This is a genomic window from Ruegeria sp. HKCCD7296, assembly GCF_013110775.1.
Lineage (GTDB): Bacteria > Pseudomonadota > Alphaproteobacteria > Rhodobacterales > Rhodobacteraceae > Ruegeria.
Genome location: NZ_WVRF01000002.1, coordinates 233,944 through 252,189, shown reverse-complemented (window position 1 = coordinate 252,189; position 18,246 = coordinate 233,944). Strand labels below are relative to the sequence as shown.

General features: G+C 55.4%; 13 protein-coding genes and 1 tRNA gene. 9 read left to right on the top strand and 5 right to left on the bottom strand.

The window, feature by feature from the left end; all coding sequences use genetic code 11:
- Nucleotides 1–14: 14 nt before the first annotated feature.
- From GS632_RS03930 to miaA, 5 genes are all read right to left on the bottom strand, one after another.
- A complete protein-coding gene (locus tag GS632_RS03930; RefSeq protein WP_171174422.1) occupies nucleotides 15–2,102 on the bottom strand; it encodes an ABC transporter ATP-binding protein in 2,088 nt (695 codons plus the stop codon).
- A gap of 91 nt (nucleotides 2,103–2,193) precedes the next feature.
- Nucleotides 2,194–3,657: an ABC transporter permease gene (locus tag GS632_RS03925; protein WP_171174420.1), complete on the bottom strand. Its 1,464-nt coding sequence runs from the start codon at nucleotides 3,655–3,657 to the stop codon at nucleotides 2,194–2,196.
- Between the two features lie 13 nt (nucleotides 3,658–3,670).
- Nucleotides 3,671–4,717, bottom strand: coding sequence for an ABC transporter permease (locus tag GS632_RS03920; protein ID WP_171174417.1), 1,047 nt, complete (start codon nucleotides 4,715–4,717; stop codon nucleotides 3,671–3,673).
- A 135-nt stretch (nucleotides 4,718–4,852) separates the two neighbouring features.
- Nucleotides 4,853–6,523: an ABC transporter substrate-binding protein gene (locus GS632_RS03915; protein WP_171174416.1), complete on the bottom strand. Its 1,671-nt coding sequence runs from the start codon at nucleotides 6,521–6,523 to the stop codon at nucleotides 4,853–4,855.
- A 342-nt stretch (nucleotides 6,524–6,865) separates the two neighbouring features.
- Nucleotides 6,866–7,759, bottom strand: a complete 894-nt coding sequence (gene miaA, locus GS632_RS03910; RefSeq protein WP_171619160.1) for a tRNA (adenosine(37)-N6)-dimethylallyltransferase MiaA — start codon at nucleotides 7,757–7,759, stop codon at nucleotides 6,866–6,868.
- A 97-nt stretch (nucleotides 7,760–7,856) separates the two neighbouring features.
- Between miaA and pyrH the strand changes: the two genes are divergently transcribed.
- The 9 genes from pyrH (at nucleotide 7,857) to GS632_RS03865 (ending at nucleotide 18,197) form a co-directional block, all read left to right on the top strand.
- Nucleotides 7,857–8,609: a UMP kinase gene (pyrH, locus tag GS632_RS03905; protein ID WP_171174412.1), complete on the top strand. Its 753-nt coding sequence runs from the start codon at nucleotides 7,857–7,859 to the stop codon at nucleotides 8,607–8,609.
- 251 nt (nucleotides 8,610–8,860) lie between these two features.
- Complete coding sequence (locus tag GS632_RS03900) at nucleotides 8,861–10,087, top strand: aminotransferase class V-fold PLP-dependent enzyme (protein WP_171237475.1); 1,227 nt, start codon at nucleotides 8,861–8,863, stop codon at nucleotides 10,085–10,087.
- 47 nt (nucleotides 10,088–10,134) lie between these two features.
- Nucleotides 10,135–11,559, top strand: a complete 1,425-nt coding sequence (locus GS632_RS03895) for a deoxyribodipyrimidine photo-lyase (RefSeq protein WP_171721375.1) — start codon at nucleotides 10,135–10,137, stop codon at nucleotides 11,557–11,559.
- Between the two features lie 69 nt (nucleotides 11,560–11,628).
- A complete protein-coding gene (locus GS632_RS03890) occupies nucleotides 11,629–12,837 on the top strand; it encodes a cyclopropane-fatty-acyl-phospholipid synthase family protein (RefSeq protein WP_171174405.1) in 1,209 nt (402 codons plus the stop codon).
- Between the two features lie 15 nt (nucleotides 12,838–12,852).
- Nucleotides 12,853–13,293 (top strand): TrgA family protein, encoded by a 441-nt coding sequence (locus GS632_RS03885; RefSeq protein WP_171174403.1) that lies wholly within the window; start codon nucleotides 12,853–12,855, stop codon nucleotides 13,291–13,293.
- Nucleotides 13,294–13,320: 27 nt separating this feature from the next.
- Entirely contained in the window at nucleotides 13,321–14,436 is a 1,116-nt protein-coding gene (locus GS632_RS03880) for an NUDIX domain-containing protein (protein WP_171721376.1), read from the top strand.
- A gap of 68 nt (nucleotides 14,437–14,504) precedes the next feature.
- Complete coding sequence (locus GS632_RS03875) at nucleotides 14,505–15,539, top strand: cysteine synthase A (RefSeq protein ID WP_171174399.1); 1,035 nt, start codon at nucleotides 14,505–14,507, stop codon at nucleotides 15,537–15,539.
- The gene (locus tag GS632_RS03870) at nucleotides 15,539–17,962 is read left to right on the top strand and encodes a DUF3772 domain-containing protein (protein WP_171721377.1); all 2,424 of its coding nucleotides are present in this window, start codon (nucleotides 15,539–15,541) and stop codon (nucleotides 17,960–17,962) included. Before GS632_RS03875 ends, GS632_RS03870 begins: the two co-directional genes overlap by 1 nt.
- A gap of 145 nt (nucleotides 17,963–18,107) precedes the next feature.
- Nucleotides 18,108–18,197: transfer RNA gene (locus GS632_RS03865), tRNA-Ser, on the top strand.
- The last annotated feature ends 49 nt before the right edge of the window (nucleotides 18,198–18,246 follow it).

Sequence of the window (18,246 nt, the reverse complement as noted above, 5' to 3'; positions counted from 1 at the left end):
TCTTATTGGCAAGGTTACTCCGCGGCGACTTTGATCACCGGTTCCATCCGCGCCAGAATGTCTTCGGCCAGATGGCATTTCACCTGATGCCCATCTGCCAAGGTCTGCACCGGCGGAACATGTGACTCGCAACGCCCATCCGGCACTTCGGATTTCCAGCGGCATCGTGTCTGGAACGGGCAGCCCGGCGGCGGGTTCATGGCTGAGGGAATATCACCTTCAAGCACGATATGCTGCTTCTCGACCGAAGTATCGGCGATTGGAACAGCGCTCAAAAGAGCTTCGGTGTAGGGGTGATAGGGCGGGGCAAAAACCTGATCGGTCGTGCCCAATTCGACTACATGACCCAGATACATGACCATGACCCGGTCACTGAGATACCGCACGATGGACAGATCGTGGCTGATGAACAGCAAGGTGGTTTTATGCTCTCGTTGGATTTCCATCAGCAGGTCGGTCACAGCTGCCTGCACCGACACGTCCAGGGCCGAGACAGGCTCGTCCGCAACCACGATACGAGCATCACCCGCAAAGGCGCGCGCAATGCCCACGCGCTGTTTCTGACCACCGGACAACTGGCGCGGCATCCGATCCGCAAATGCACGCGGCAGCTTCACCAGATCCAGAAGCTCCAGCATCCGCTTCTTGCGCTCGGCCTCAGAGTTTCCAACCCCAAAAATCTCGAGCGCTCGAATGATCTGACGCCCGACGGTCATCGAGGGGTTCAATGTGTCAAACGGGTTCTGGAACACCATCTGAACTTCGCCAACCGTCTTGGCATCCCGTTCTTCGATGGGCACCTGTTCGATATTCCGATTGTCCAACAGGATTTGACCATCCGTGGCCGTTTCCAGCCCCATGAGCACCTTGGCAAAAGTAGATTTGCCGCAACCGGATTCACCCACGATGGCCAGCGTCTCGGATTCATGTGCTTCGAAACTGAGCGTTTCGTTGGCTTTCACAACTTTCGTCTCGCCGCCACCGAACAGAGCGTTTGCCGCAACCTCATAGTATTTCTTGAGGTTGTCCATTTTCAAAACAGTCCGCCCGATTTCGCCTTTCTCTTTCTGTTCGCCTACCGTGATCGGTGCGTTCCAGTCGATCTCTTGGAATTTCAGACAGCGCGTATGGTGCCGGTCATTTCCTGGCACAGCCTCCATCAGAATGTCTTTTGCGTCGCAGCGCCCCTCTTCGAAGTAGTCGCAACGCGGACCAAAGTTACACCCCGGAGGCCGCTCATGGGGTAGGGGGAAGTTGCCGGGGATGGCCACCAGCGGACGCGAATTCTTGTCGGCCCCCGGCAGCGGGATCGACCGGAACAACGCCTGTGTATAAGGATGCTGCATCTCGTCGAACACATCCTTGATCGAGCCACGTTCGACCGCTTCGCCCGAATACATCACACACAGCCGGTCGCAGGTTTCCAGAACCAGCCCGAGATTGTGCGAAATGAACAGCATAGAGGTGCCGTATTTCTTGCCCAGATCCTTGACCAGCTCAACAACGGCGGCTTCGACTGTCACGTCCAAAGCGGTTGTTGGCTCATCCAGGATCAGCAGCGCCGGTTTCGACATCAGCGCCATCGCAATCACAATGCGTTGCTGTTGACCGCCAGAAAGCTGATGCGGGAAAGAATTCAGCATTCGCTCCGGGTCAGGCAAGCGCACATCCGTCACCACTTCCAGTGCTCGTGAATATGCTTCTTCCGCACTGACGCCTTCGTGGATCATCGGGACTTCCATCAGCTGTTTGCCGATCTTCATCGCCGGGTTCAGCGATGCCATCGGCTCCTGATAGATCATCGCGATTTCGTTGCCGCGAACATCGCGCAACTCTTCCGCCGACATTTCTGAAAGATCCCTGCCTTTGAACTTGATCGTCCCTCCGACGATCCGACCGTTCTTGCCAAGATCCTGCATGACACCCAACGCCACGGTTGACTTACCGCACCCGGATTCACCGACCAATCCCACAGCCTCGCCGGGCTGCACACTGACTGAGAAATCCATCACGGCGGGAATTTCCCGCAGGCGGGTAAAGAATGAGATAGACAGCTTGTCGATCTCCAGGATCGGACCGTCATAATCCGCCATTTTGCTCATCTTGTTTACTCCTCACCAAATGCGGGGATCCCCTTCATCTGGCTAAAAATACCTCGGGGGTCCGGGGGCAGAGCCCCCGGCCTCGATCACATCAGTCCTTCAGGCTTTCTTCGCGCAGACCGTCAGCCAGCAGGTTCAGACCCAGAACCAGCGACAGCAGGGCAAAGGCAGGCGGAAGGGCAGGGTGCAGGTAGATCGACAGAAGCTTACGCCCCTCGTTGATCGTCGAACCCCAGTCCGGGCTTTCAGGTGGAAGGCCCAGTCCGAAGAAGCCCAAGGTTCCCAGCAGTATGGTTGTGTAACCGATACGCAGACAGAAATCGACGATCAGTGGACCACGAGCATTAGGCAGGATTTCCCACAGCATTATGTACCACGGTCCTTCGCCACGAGTTTGCGCCGCCGCGACGTAATCACGGGTTTTGATGTCCAGCGCCAGACCCCGCACGATACGGAACACCGTGGGCGAGTTCACAAAGACCACTGAAACGAACACCACCAGAATACCGCCCGGAATGTCGAACAGATCCAGATATGTCGGCAGGCCCCAGATGCGATAGTCATCCGTATTAATCACATACCCACCGGTCGAAATCAGCGATAGGTACAGCCAGACCGTGATCCCCAGCACCGCCACCAGAAGCGGCGTTCGGAATTTCGGACGTGTATAGAACCGAGAGTTCAGCAAAACCGCCAGGAACAGGATCGGGAATACAAACAGCACCGCAGCCATATAGTTCGGTACCCCAGTCGCGACGATCTCGGGCGTTACCAGAAGGTAGAACAGCAGGATCACTGGGAAGGCAAGGATCAGGTTGGCCAAGAACGACAGGAACGTGTCCAGACGACCGCCATAATATCCTGCGGGCAGACCCAGAGTGATGCCGACCATGAAGGCAAACATCGTGGCAAGCGGCGCGATTTGCACCACGATCCACGCGCCCTTTACCATGCGGCTGAAGACGTCGCGGGCCAGATTGTCACCGCCCAGCAGGTACCAGGCATATTGCCCGTCTTCCAGATTTGGCAGAGGCGTGCCAGGTACCTTGTTCTTCATGCCCGAAAGCTGCGTCAGCGGGTCATGCGTCACAATCATGTCCATTGCGCCGAAGATGCCGGTAAACACCCAGAACATCACAAGACCGAAACCGATCATGCCGATGGGGCTGTCATAGAGTTTGCCGTACAATCCAAGACGCCGTTTAAAGGCGATGGACGACGCGAACATGATGATCAGCGCTACCCAAACAGGCAGGAACTGTTGCGACATCGCGCCGATGATCCCTGCATTGGTCCCCATAAAAATGCCCAGCAGCAGATACGCAACCGACAATCCGACGCTGGCCAGAAAGCTGTAGTGTAGCGCCGTTTGGATGAGGCCTCTCAGCCCACCGCTTGAACTGACAGAGCCATCCGAGTTTACGGTGATCTGCTGTTCAGGCAAAAAGATGCTCGCGACGATCCAGACTATGATCGAAAGCGCCAGTGCGGCGAGTGCGAGCAACAGGATTGGATTCAGGAAGGCGATAGAGCCGGTCCAGGTAAGTGGTTCCATAATCTATCCCTCCTTAAGAAATGCGAATGCGCGGGTTAAGGTAGACATAGCCGATATCCGAAATCAGCTGAGTCAACAGAACCACAAAGACCGACACGACCGAGATCGCCAGCAGAAGCTGAATGTCGTTGTTGCCCGCCGCCTGAACCAGTGCCCAGCCAAAGCCCTTGTAGTTGAAAAGGGTCTCGACGATCACGACGCCATTCAGCAGCCACGGGAACTGCAGCATGATGACGGTGAAGGGCGCGATCAGCGCGTTGCGCAGCGCGTGTTTCATGACGATGTTGCTGAAGGACACCCCCTTGAGCCGCGCGGTTCGGATGTATTGCGCGGTCATCACCTCGGTCATCGAGGCGCGGGTCATGCGGGCGATATAGCCCATCCCGTAAAGTGAGATGGTCAGTACCGGCAGGAAGAAGTTCTCGAAAGTCGGGTTTTCCATCGCTGATGTCGCCGTGCCCTTGAACCATTTTAGTCCAACGGTCGACGAGGTGAAAATCGCGATGAAGATCACGCCCGACACGTATTCAGGCGTCGCGGTCGTGATGATAGAGAATGTCGACAGCGACCGGTCCAACGCGGATCCTTCGCGCATCCCAGCCAGAACTCCGACTAAAAGTGCAGACGGAACCATCAGGACCAAAACCCAGAACATGAGATAGCCGGTGTTGCCAAGACGGACGCCGACGATCTTTCCGACCTCATCCTTGAAGACAGTGGAATACCCCCAATCCCCTTGCAGGACGCCGCAATAGCGGGGCGTATCTTCTTCGGTCAAACCGGGACGCACACAGGTGCCCTGAAATGTGCCGTCTTCCAGTGTTTTGGTGAAGCCCGGCATCACGCCAAGCCACTGACCATACTTGATCAGCGTTGGCTGAAGGTAGCCACGATTCCCCAGCCATGTTTCGACCTGCTCGTCAGACATCCGCTGGTTGCCTTGCGTTTTGGCAAGCTTTTCAAGGTTCGGGTAGAGGTTGGTCAAAAAGAAGACCACGAAAGTCAGGCAGAGTGCTGTGAGTAGCATCACGCCAAACCGTCGGAGGATAAAAAGTCCCATGTTGGCCCCTGTTGTTCGGGTGTTCCGCAGATCAGTGGACCATTTTCTGGCCTCGGACATCCGACCCCGTGTCGGCAGGTCTGCGGCTGGAAAGGGGCGCCCAATCAGGCGCCCCTTGTGAGAAGCAGGCTGGCGTTAAGCGGCCCAGCCCCACTTGTAGTGATGATGTTCGAACGACACGTGCATGTCAGTACCGACCAGACCATCTTTCATATGGCGATAGAGCGCACGCCAATAGGGCTGGATGGTTACACCTTCTTCCTGGATCAAGGCCTCGCCCTTGGCGACGACTTCGCGGCGCTTGTCCGCATCTGCGATCGCCAGAGCTTCCGTCAGGATTGAGTCGAACTCGGCGTTGGACCAGCCAAATTCATTCCACGCTTCGCCTGTCCGATAGGCCAGTGCCCAGATTTGAACACCAAGCGGACGGTGGTTCCAGTTGGTCGAGCTGTAGGGGTACTTTGCCCAGTCGTTCCAGAAGGTGTTGCCCGGCAGAACGGTCCGCTTGACCTTGATCCCCGCGTCGCGCAGCTGCGCGGCCACGGCGTCGGTTGTGTTCCGGCGCCAGTCGTCGTCGATCGAGATCAGCTCATGTTCGAAATCGGCCATTCCGGCCTCTTCCATAAGGGCGCGTGCACCCTCAGGATCCACTTTCTGCGGTGGCAGTTCGTAATAATCTGGATGAATCGGGCCGACATGGTGGTTTTCGGCAGGCGTGCCGCGGCCACCAAAGCCCAATTCCAGGCAGACCGAATTGTCAACGGCCATTTGCAAAGCCTTACGCACGCGCTTGTCCGCGTAGACTTGCTTGCCATCAATTTCGGCCAGCTGGTTCGGCCGGATAACAATGGTGTTCATCGTGACCACTTCGGACTTCACATAGCCAAGTCCGTCCATCACGTCGATGAACTCGCCAACTGATTCATACAGCATGTCGACTTCGTCGGACTCCAGTGCCGCCAGCCACGCTGACGGGTCGGTTCCATAGTCGGTGTACACGATGCTGTCCAAAGCAGGGCGACCAAAGACCTCTTCTCCCCACCAGGTGTGATCTTCGTTGCGCGTCAGAACCGCTTTCACACCGACTTCCAGCTCACTCATCAGGTAGGGGCCCGTACCGACGTTGTTCAGCAGGTCAGTTTCGCTGAATGAGCTGTGTACGATCGCAGCCGGATAGTCAGCCATACCTGCGATCAGCGAGATATCAGAAGCAGGCAGGTTCAGCTTAACGGTGTTGGCGTCGACAACTTCGATCCCGCCTTCCACGGCCTGACCTGTATCTGCGTCAACCAGCGTAGCAAAACGACCAGCCATCGAGTTGGTTTCCGAACTCTTGTCACACCAACGTGCGATGTTGCGGGCCACGTCATCAGCGGTGAAATCATCGCCATTGTTCCACTTGACGCCCGAACGGACTTTCAGAGTGTAGACCGTTGCGTCTTCGTTGACTTCCCAGCCTTCCAGCAACATGCCGCGGAATGTCCCGTCCGAGTTGTACTCGACCAGATATTCCAGCGTCCCGCGTGAGACGTTCGCGATTTGCGACCAGTCATAAGTGCGCGGATCTTTCAGTGCGCGTACTTCTTGTTGAACGCGAATGGTTCCGCCTTCTTTCTTGGCGTCTTCGCCTTCGGCTTGAGCAGGAGCGGCAAGGCCGATCATGCCATATGCAGCGGCTGCGGTAACGCCCAGACCGGTGGCACGGGTCAGGAACTCACGGCGGCTCAGCTTGCCGTCACGGTATTCCTGTGCGTGCATCTCGGCCGCCCAGTGCACCTTGTCATTGGTGGTTACGTCATTCGTCATAGATGTCTCCCTGTGACATTAGATTTTGTTGATTGATTATGGTTCTACGCGACCCGGTTTTTACCGGTCGCCAGATTGAAGGGTTTTGATTTTTGGTTTCTGTGCATCCCCATGACGGTATTCGGCACCAGAATTCCGCCAACGTCAATGTTCGAATTCGTCATTAAACGTTCAAAAACGACATTCTCGCCAAGTTGAACACGTGGTCTGTCGTCATTAGACGGTAAAGATTCGAGCGCGGCCGTTGTTAAGGGTCACTTGTGGATTTGAAATAAAATCATTAAAAACAGTGTCTTGACGGCGCTTAAGGAGATCATCCGAGCAACGTTAATGTGCTTGGTATCATGGTGAGATTTCGACGTGATTCCATTCTTTCATGCGCGCCCGAAACCAGGTGCGCTGACGCTTAGCGAATTGCCGTGTCGCAATCGTTGCGCGTTCACGAGCCTGATCCAAGGTCATTGACCCGTTCAGGTAGGCCCTGAGCTCGGGTACGCCGATGGCTTTGCACGCGGGCAAGCTGGGGTCAAAACGATCCTGCATGGCGCGCACTTCCTCGATGGCACCTTGATCCAGCATCTGATCGAATCGACGCTCTATTCGCGCCAAAAGCCAAGCCTTATCAACGTCGAAGACAATTGGCACGGTGTCCCTTAGGTTCAAAACCGGTGGTGGCGTGTCGGCCTGCCAAGACAGCAGGCTTCGTCCGGTGGCGCGTTGGACTTCCCAGGCGCGTTGCACGCGAGCCCGGTTTTGTGTGTCCAGACCGGATCGCGTGTCGTTGTCTATTCCGTCGATTAGCTCTTGCAGCGGTATCTGGTCCGCCTCAGACCGGATCGCTTGGGGTGTGGCCGGGATCTGTGCCATGCCCTCGGTCAACGCGGTAAAGTACAAACCGGTGCCGCCCACGATGATTGGGCGCTTGTCCCCGGTCAGCAAAGGGATCACCTCGCGCAGCCAATGACCTGTTGAATAATCCTGATCATATGCGACATGACCATAAAGGCGATGCGGGGCTCGGGCCTCTTCTTCGGCGGATGGTCGGGCAGAGACAACGCGCCAGCAATCATAAACCTGGCTGGCATCCGCGTTAACGATCACACCGCCAAACCGTTCGGCAATCTCAAGCGCCAAAGCAGACTTTCCTGACGCCGTCGGGCCCGCAATCAGCACCGGTTTGTCGTCGGGGATGGCGGGTAAGTGTCGAAATAATTGCGCTGTTGATTGCTGGGCCATGTGCGGTTGCCTCGATCCTCACCAACCGCATTGAACCTGCGGAGCTTTTGCTTCATTTTGCGCCGGAAATTAACCCCGTGCCAGCCCGGAGCGCAATATGAGCCTTTCCCCTTCATCAGAAACCGCAGAAACCCCGAAAACCAAGTATAACAGAGTTATGCTGAAAATCTCGGGCGAAGCATTGATGGGGGATCAGGGATTCGGCTTGCACCCACCAACCGTTCAGCGCATCGCGCAAGAGGTGAAATCGGTTCACGATCTGGGCGTTGAGATCTGCATGGTCATCGGCGGCGGCAATATCTTCCGTGGCCTGAGCGGATCAGCTCAGGGCATGGAACGAACCACGGCAGATTATATGGGCATGTTGGCCACGGTTATGAACGCGCTGGGAATGCAGTCGGCACTGGAAGAAATCGGGGTGTTCACGCGTGTGATCTCGGCCATTCGCATGGATGAGGTGTGCGAGCCCTACATTCGTCGCCGCGCCGTGCGCCACCTTGAGAAAAAGCGGGTCTGTATTTTTGCAGCCGGAACCGGTAACCCGTATTTTACTACGGACACCGCCGCCACCCTGCGTGCCAATGAAATGGCGTGTGAGGCGATCTTTATGGGCAAGAACGGTGTTGATGGCGTATACGACAAAGACCCCAAAGAACATGCTGACGCGGTACGCTATGATACCGTCTCATACGATGATGTGCTGGCTAAGCGACTGCGTGTTATGGATGCCTCGGCGATTGCGCTGGCGCGGGACAACAACCTGCCCCTGATCGTTTTCGGCTTGGATGAGCCCGGTGGTTTCCGTGGCATTTTGGCGGGCGAGGGGACGTACACCAAAGTTCAGGGCTAAATCCCGTTCCAACGCGCGATGTAAACCTCGGGTTCTTTCCGGGGTTTTCTTTTTTTTGCAGCGACTTGACGGTTATGGAAGCGGCTGTCTAAGTACTACTGCTCTTTCTTATCAAAGAGCTGCCGTGTGGTGCGCCTTTCTTCGGCGTAACGATAGGCTGGGCTGGAAGACCTGCCATGATTTCTGAGGTGCCTGGAAACATGAGCGGGCATCTCATTGATCTGACTGCAAAAACTAAGGAGCAAAGAGGCATGAGCTCTCTTGATATCGATTTTGTTCGGGCGCAATTCCCAGCTTTTTCCGAACCCAGCTTGCAAGGTCAGGCTTTTTTTGAAAACGCCGGTGGGTCGTACACGTGTCAACCGGTGATTGACCGACTGACGCGGTTCTACACGCAACGCAAAGTTCAGCCTTATGCGCCTTACGAGGTCAGCCGTTTGGCAGGGGCCGAAATGGATGAAGCACGAGCGCGTATGGCCGCAATCCTGGGGGTCGACACCGATGAACTAAGTTTCGGCCCTTCGACCACGCAAAATACCTATGTTTTGGCGCAGGCGTTCCGGCAATGGATGAAGCCCGGCGAAGCCATCGTCGTGACCAATCAGGATCATGAGGCAAATTCTGGCCCTTGGCGTAGATTGGCCGATGAGGGGATCGAAATTCGCGAATGGCAGATTGACCCTGAAACCGGTTCGTTAAAGCCCGAAGACCTTGAAAATATGCTGGACGAAAGGGTGCGTCTGGTCTGTTTCCCGCATTGTTCAAACGTTGTAGGTGAGATCAATCCAGTGACGGAAATCACCGCAATTGCCCACGCGGCAGGCGCGTTTGTCTGCGTTGACGGCGTTTCGTACGCCCCGCATGGTTTTCCGAATGTTGGTGACCTTGGGCCAGATATCTACCTGTTTTCGACTTATAAAACCTATGGGCCGCATCAGGGCTGCATGGTCATCCGACGCACAATAGGAGAGTTGCTTCCCAATCAGGCGCATTATTTTAACGGTGACGTTTTGTATAAACGGTTCACCCCGGCCGGTCCGGATCACGCGCAGATCGCTGCCTGTGCGGGCATGGCGGATTATGTGGAATTGCTGAGTGCGCACCATGGCGGGCCGACCTCTGATGCCGCCGCACAAGGCGCTTTTGTACATGACCTGATGCGCGGTCAGGAAGTGTCCTTGCTGCAGCCGGTGCTGGACGCGGTCAAGGATCGCAACGCAGTGCGTTTGATCGGCACATCTGACGCCACTCGGCGCGCGCCAACAGTTGCGATGTCGTTAAATCGACCGGCTGAAACTGTTGCCGCAGAGTTGGCGCAACACGGCGTTATGGCAGGTGGCGGAGACTTCTATGCCGTGCGCCCGTTGCAAGCCATGGGGGTTGACCCGGCACAGGGCGTGCTTCGGGTCAGCTTTACGCATTACACATCGCAACAGGAAATTGATCAACTTTTAGAGGCGCTTGAACGCGTTTTGTGATCCATTATCCCTGAGCCTTCGTATACGAAGAAAACAGCAGGGCAAACATGGCACACGGGCAAACTCCGATCATTATTTGGTTCCGGCGGGATCTGCGCCTGTCGGACCATCCAGCCTTAACAGCAGCGGCTGAGAGTGGTCGCCCGGTTATTCCGGTCTTTGTTTGCGATGACCTTGTTGGACGCCTGGGTTCGGCACCAAAATGGCGTCTTGAGTTAGGATTGGGCGCGCTTGCCGAGGGATTGGCGCGACTGGACAGCCGTTTGATCCTGCGAAGCGGGGATGCGCTGGCTCAATTGCAAAACATAGTGGCAGAGACCGGCGCCACTTCGGTCTATTGGTCGCGTTCTTATGATCTGGCCTCGATTGAGCGTGACACAGAGATCAAGGCCGCGTTGACCGAGCAAGGTGTGACAGCCAAGTCCTTTGCCGGGCATTTGCTGTTTGAGCCTTGGACAGTCGCAACCAAGGCCGGTCAGCCCTTTCGCGTTTACACCCCCATGTGGCGCGCGGTTCAGGGCCGGGACGTTCCTGCGCCCGCTGCGAAGGTGACGCGTTTGCAATCACCTGACACCTGGCCTGCAACTGAGGATCTGAACGCGTGGCAGATGGGGCGTGCAATGAACCGGGGCGCAGCCGTTGTGCGACCTTTAGTTCAACCTGGCGAGCAGGCCGCCCGCGATCATCTGGACGAGTTTCTGGACCGCGTTTCAAAGTATTCCAGCCAGCGTGACCGGCTGGATCAGGACGGAACATCGAACTTATCTGAATACCTGTCGCTGGGCGAGCTTGGCCCGCGCACGGTTTGGCACCGGGTCCACCAAGCTGCTTTGATGGGGGTTTCGGGCACCGAGGCTTTCTTGCGTCAGTTGGTGTGGCGTGAGTTTGCCTATCACCTTATGTACCACACGCCGCATCTGCTAAGCGACAATTGGAAGCCAGAATGGGATAGTTTTCCGTGGAACACGGACCCCGAACATCCGGACGTTATTGCATGGACACAGGCCAGAACCGGTATCCCTGTGGTCGATGCTGGTTTGCGCCAGATGTATGTGACAGGCCGGATGCACAACCGGGCGCGGATGATCGTGGCCAGCTATTTGACCAAGCATCTGATGACACACTGGAAAATCGGGATGCAGTGGTTTGAGGAGTGCCTGATCGATTGGGATCCGGCCTGCAACGCGATGGGATGGCAATGGGTGGCGGGTTCTGGCCCTGATGCCGCGCCGTTTTTCCGGATTTTCAACCCTCAGACGCAGGCTGAGAAATTTGACCCGGACGGCGCTTATCTGAGGCGCTGGATTGCCGAAGGCCATAGAAAACCCAGCGCAACGGCCCGTTCCTATTTTAAAGCGGTCCCCCGGTCCTGGAACCTGCACGAGGACGCAGACTACCCAGCGCCAGTTGTTGCTTTGGCAGAGGGTCGAAGCCGCGCGCTTGGCGCTTATGAAAGCCGAAAAACCCACTAAGGAATTGAAAACTTGCCAGAAACAAAATCGCGGCCTAGCTTAATATCGACACCGCAAAGGGGAGAGCGGATGATCCTGACGACGACTGAAGGGCAAAAAGACTTGCCCAGATATTTTGCTCAAGTTTTCAAGATGCTGACCAAAATGGAATACGGGCGGCTTGATATCGTTTTACCCGATGGTCGCACATTCCGCGCCGAAGGAGCCAAGCCGGGGCCGGTTGCTGAGGTCCACGTTCATGACGGCGATATCTTTGCGCGCCTGGTACGAGAGGGCGAGTTGGGCTTTTCCGATGCCTATCTGGATGGCCACTGGAGCACGCCCGACCTGCGCTCGTTCATGGACCTTGTGCATCTGGGATCCGAGACCGTGTATGACGGGTTTACCGGCAAATTCCTAGTGCAAGCCTATGAGCGGCTTCGGTTCTGGTTGCACCGTAACAACCGGACGCAGGCGAAAAAGAACATCTCGTACCACTACGATCTGGGCAATGATTTCTACAGCCTTTGGCTGGATGAAACCATGACCTATTCCAGTGCGATTTTCGAGACCGGGCAGGAGAGTTTAGAAAAGGCACAGACCGCCAAATATGCAAGCCTTGTGGATGAGATGGGCGTCAAACCCGGCGATCATATTCTGGAAATCGGCTGCGGCTGGGGTGGGTTTGCGGAATATGCGGCCAAAGAGCGTGGTCTGCGTGTGACCTGTCTGACCATCAGCCAGGAACAGTTTAAATTCGCCAAGGAACGTATTGACAACGCAGGATTAAATGGTCAGGTGGAGTTCAAGTTGCAAGACTATCGCGACGAAAAGGGCTTGTATGACGGTATTGCTTCAATCGAGATGTTCGAGGCAGTGGGTCAAAAGTACTGGCCGGTCTATTTCGAAACTGTTCGTGACCGGCTGAAGCCTGGCGCACAAGCGACATTGCAGATCATCACCGTGGGCGATCATCGCTGGGACTATTACAAGAACGGTGTTGATTTCATTCAGAAATATATCTTCCCGGGGGGTATGTTACCGTCCCCCTCGATCCTGCGGCAGCAGATCGACCAAGCCGGATTGAGCGTGGTTAAATCCAAAGAGTTTGGCAAAAGCTATGACCTGACACTGCGCCGCTGGTACGAGACGTTCAATTCCAAGTGGGACCAGATCGCTGAAATGGGTTTTGATGAGCGTTTTCGCCGCATGTGGAATTATTATTTGACCGCATGTGGCGCGGCCTTTGACACAAGCAATTGTGATGTGACACAGATCACCATAGCAAAACCAAGTTAACGAACGGACCGTCATATGCCCACTGCCTCGCGTCTTGTTGCCGCTGTTTGCCTTGTCGTGCTGGCCTTCATCGTCTCAGGGATGATCATCGACAATGGTGAAGAAGGTAAGGACTATGGGTACTTTACCTATGTAAACATGGCGCTTGGCGCGGCCTGTGGCTGGACAATCATGGGCAAGCGCGCCGGACGAGGATGGACGGCGGGCATCAACAACGGCCTGACAGGTGTGGCGTCGTTGGTATTTTGGGCCTTGTTCGTACAGGGCTGCTACGAGATGTTCCGCCTTGCCATGCGCAATAGATATGGCGGTCCGTTTGAGGCGGTCATGGCCATTTTCCAGATTGGTATCGAGTATGGCAAGTTGCTGATGGTCCCTGAAATTTTGATCGCATTTGCCGTTGGAGCAGTTGTCGCTGGTCTGGCCACTGAACAGGCCCATCGCCAATGGCGCTGATGCGAAGTGCCACCTGAGAGATTGAATTTGTCTGATTTGTTTTTCTACGGAACGCTTCGACATTTACCGTTGCTTGAACGCGTTCTGGGACGTCCGCTACAAGATATTTCCGTTCAATCGGCGGTTCTGCCTGATCACACTGTTAACGCAGTGAAAGGGCAGGATTTCCCGATGATCCTGCCTTTGTCTGGCGACAGCGCGCATGGCGTGTTTGTTCAGGATTTGTCGTCTGAGGATCTGGCCAGGTTGGCATTTTATGAAGGAGCGTTCGGCTACGACCTGACCCCTGTGACAGTTGATCTGCACGACGGAAACAAGCGTGAGGCAAAGGTCTTTTTTCCCGCACCCGGTAGTTGGGAACCGGATGGACAATGGTCTTTGCAGGGATGGGCAGACAGGCTGGGTGACATCACGGCTTTGGCCGCTGAAGAAGAGATGGCGTATTTTGGCAGGATCGAGCCTGAGGTGATGGCAGGTAACATTCGCGCCATTCAAACCCGGGCTTGGGCCAAAATTCTTGCGGACAAACGGCGCACAGGCGACCCAAGAGATACAAATAAGGATGTCATCGTGCATCGTCACGATCGCGCCTATGTCAACTATTTCGGGATGGAGGAAGTCGACCTTCAACACCGCCAGCATGATGGTTCAATGGGGCCTGTGCTGCATCGGGGCAGCTTGATGCAAGGTAGTGCCGTGTCCGTTCTGCCCTACGACCCGGCGCGGGATACGGTGCTTGTGGTCGAACAATTCAGGCCACCCGCTTTTTTGATTAACGACCCCGAACCGTGGCTTTGGGAGGCCGTGGCAGGGATGATAGACCCGGGCGAAGAACCCGAACAGGCCGCGCATCGTGAAGCAATGGAGGAAGCCGGTGTAAAATTCGATCGGTTGGAATACGCGGGTGGGGCCTATTCCTCAAGCGGGTCATCCACCGGCTTCATGTATCTGTATGTCGGATTGGGAGATTTGACCCATACGACAAACACCGGCGGTCTCGATACCGAAGGCGAAGACATTCGCAGTCAGATCCTGCCTTTCGACGCGTTCATCGACATGGCAGACCGTCATGTTTTCAAGGACGTACAATTGGTTGCTCTGGCTTACTGGCTGGCCCGTCATCGCGACAGGCTGCGTGTATGACTATCACGCTTGTGGTCACGGCGGCGCGGCTGTAAATCTTCTTCGATACCAAACGACAAGAGGGCGCCATGCGCATTGCACGAGACCTTGCCGACGCAGTCGGGAAAACACCGCTGATCCGGTTAAAGCGCATCAGTGAAGAAACCGGTTGCGAAATCCTGGGGAAGGCCGAGTTCATGAACCCTGGCCAGTCCGTCAAGGACCGTGCGGCGCTGTATATTATCCGGGATGCGATTGCGCGGGGCGAATTGAAACCCGGCGGAACAATTGTCGAAGGGACAGCAGGCAACACGGGGATCGGCCTGGCCCTGGTCGGAGCTTCGATGGGGTTCAAGACAGTGATTGTCATCCCTGAAACCCAGTCCGAAGAAAAGAAAGACATGCTGCGTCTGGCAGGCGCTCAGCTTGTGCAGGTTCCTGCCGCGCCTTACCGCAACCCCAACAATTTCGTGCATTACTCGCGCCGTTTGGCCGAGAAGTTGGCCAAGACCGAACCCAATGGCGCGATTTGGGCCAACCAATTTGACAATGTGGCCAACCGTCAGGCGCATGTGGAAACAACAGGCCCTGAAATTTGGGAACAGACGGACGGCAAGGTCGATGGTTTTGTCTGTGCCGTAGGATCTGGTGGAACGTTGGCCGGCGTGGCCGAGGCGCTGCAGCCCAAGGGTGTTAAGATCGGTCTGGTCGATCCGATGGGGGCAGGGCTTTATTCCTATTATACCACCGGCGAAATCGCGATGGAGGGGGGCTCGATTGCCGAAGGCATCGGTCAGGTTCGCATCACAAAGAACCTGGAAGGGTTTAAACCGGACTTCGCATACCAGATGAGCGACAACGAAGCGCTGCCGTATATCTTTAACCTGCTGCGCGAAGAAGGTCTGGTCATGGGGGGCTCGACCGCGATCAACATGGCCGGTGCGGTACGTCTGGCCAAAGAATTGGGGCCGGGCCATACCATCGTTACTATTCTCTGTGACTATGGCACACGCTATCAGTCCAAACTGTTTAACCCGGAATTCCTGCGTGAAAAAGAATTGCCTGTGCCGGATTGGATGACAGAGGCCCCCCGTAGTATTCCCGGCGTATTCGAGGACGTGTGATGCTGGCACAGGTCCGCCTGTTTCTGGTCCTGATATTTTTGTGCCTTGTTGGGTTCACAAGCAGCGCGAATGCGCAGTTGACCGATCGGCAAAGCGAGTACTACCAGGGGTGGCTAAGAACGGCGGACCGAGCTGAATCCGTGATCGAAGCGAACCGCGCTTCGGACGCGGCGTTAGAGAATTTACGTTCCGAAATAAACAATTACAGGGACGACTTCAATCGCGCTCGCGGGGCAAATACTGACCGTATCAACACGTTGCAAAGTCAAATCAAGGCTTTGGGTCCAAAACCCGAAGGGGACGCGCCCGAGCCTGAAGACATAGCTCAGCTTCGGGCCCATCTTGAAGAACGGCTAAACAGCCTGCGTGTGCCGCGTATCATATCTGAAGAGGCTTACAGCCGTGCAAATGGGCTGATCAGCGAAATAGACCAAATCCTGCGCACACGGCAAAAAAAAGAATTCTTTGAGCAGGGCCCATCGCCGATAAACCCGTCACACTGGGGCCCAGCATGGGTGGATATCAAAGAAGCAATCCAGAGCCTGACAAATGAAACGGTAACCAATCTGCGATCAGACGTCGTACGTGAACAGATTCGTGATCGCGGACTGGCGATCTTTGTATTGTTGGTCATTGCGGCTGTGCTGCTCATCTTTGGTAAACGTTGGTCTGAACGGGGTGGGGATTACCTGAGGTCCCTGGGTGGTGCCGGTACGGGTGTATGGTCTTTTGCCATATCCCTTTTTCGCATTTTGCTGCCTTGGGTTGGGGTGTTGGCCGTGGTCGTAGCAATCAGCCTCACCGGCGTGACCGGGTTGAGGGGAAGCTTGCTTCTGGAAAACGTCCCTTATTGGGCAGCGATCATTTTGTTTTATGACTGGATTGGTCGTCAAGCGTATGTGATCGGGGCGTCACAAGGGTTCAAAAGGTTGTCTGCCGCGCGAATTTCCGAACTTCGCGTGTATATCGATCTACTCGCTGTGCTGTTGGTTCTGCACGGAATGGCGCTTTTGTTTGAACGTATTGAAAACGTTTCCGACGCGACCCGTGCCGTCGTAAGTTTTCCGATTATCGTCGCAACAGCGTTGTTGCTTTTGCGAATACGCCAGATTCGATCAACAGACAGCTCAGATCAATCTGCTGCAACCGGCTCTGCGGGTTTCAGTCAAGTCGTAGAGTTCTTGCGTCGGGCGTTGTTCCTCTTGGGCATCAGTTCTCCTGTCCTTGCGATCTTCGGGTATACCAATGCCTCTGAAGCCATCGTGTTTCCCGCTGTAAAAACACTCGTGCTGATCGGCGCGCTGGTCATCCTGCAAAGATTTATCAGCCAAGTTTATGGATGGATCACGGGGCAAGGAGACGCGGCGCGGGATTCGCTGTTTTCGGTACTGGTTGGATTTGCACTGGCCATCATCGCGTTGCCTATTCTGGCGATATACTGGGGCGCGCGTAAAACTGATCTGCTGGAAGCATGGTCGCGGTTGCTGCTTGGATTTGACATTGGTGGCGTCACAATCTCTCCCACCAATTTCCTGACCTTTGTTGCTGTTTTTGCGATCGGCTACACCCTGACGCGACTGTTGCAAAGCGGCTTGCGCAATTCGCTTCTTCCGAAAACCAAAATCGACCCCGGTGGTCAGAACGCAATTGTATCCGGGTCTGGTTATGTCGGGATCACGATAGCCGCGCTGATCGCAATCATGGTGGCAGGCTTTGATTTGTCATCGCTGGCCATTGTTGCGGGTGCACTGTCTGTTGGGATCGGCTTTGGCCTGCAAACGATCGTGTCCAATTTTGTGTCGGGCATCATTCTTCTGGTCGAGCGCCCGATCTCGAAGGGGGACTGGATCGATGTGAACGGGATGATGGGTTATGTCCGTGACATCTCGGTTCGGTCGACCACGATTGAAACCTTTGACCGAACCGATGTTATCGTTCCGAACTCGGATTTGATCAGCGGCGTGGTGACCAACTATACACGTGGCAACACGATCGGACGCGTCATCGTTCCTGTGGGCGTAGCGTATGGCACTGATACGCGACAGGTTGAAACCATTCTGGGCGAGGTTGCTAATAACCACCCGATGGTTTTGGCCAACCCTGCACCCAGCGTTGTTTTCCAAGGGTTTGGTGCGGATTCCCTGGATTTCGAGATCCGCGCAATCTTGCGTGATGTGAACTGGGTATTGTCCGTGAAATCGGACATGAACCATGAAATCAACCGCAGATTCGCAGAAGCCGGGATTGAGATTCCCTTTGCTCAGCGAGATGTTTGGTTGCGCAATCCTGAAGCTCTCCAACCTGCTGAAAATGAAAAGCAGGGGCCTGTTAAGCCTGAGCCAAGCACGCCAAACACTCCATCGAACAGGCCCGTGGATATGACAGAGGCTGATTTGGATCCCGATACCGGGGATGAGGTGTGATTGCGTAACTGCTGCCTCTGAACGGGCAGGTATTTGCGTTGTGAAAGCCGCGTGAGAACTGAATAACTTATTTGTTCCGTTCCCGATTTTTCGCCACATTGGGGCCTTGCAAATCTAACCGCATTGGTCCAAATAACGCCGACACGGAGAGGTGGCCGAGTGGTCGAAGGCGCACGCCTGGAAAGTGTGTAGGCGGGAAACCGTCTCCAGGGTTCGAATCCCTGTCTCTCCGCCATAACCTTCCTAAAATTGACGGCAGTAGGCGAACTGGTGCTGGTCGAGTT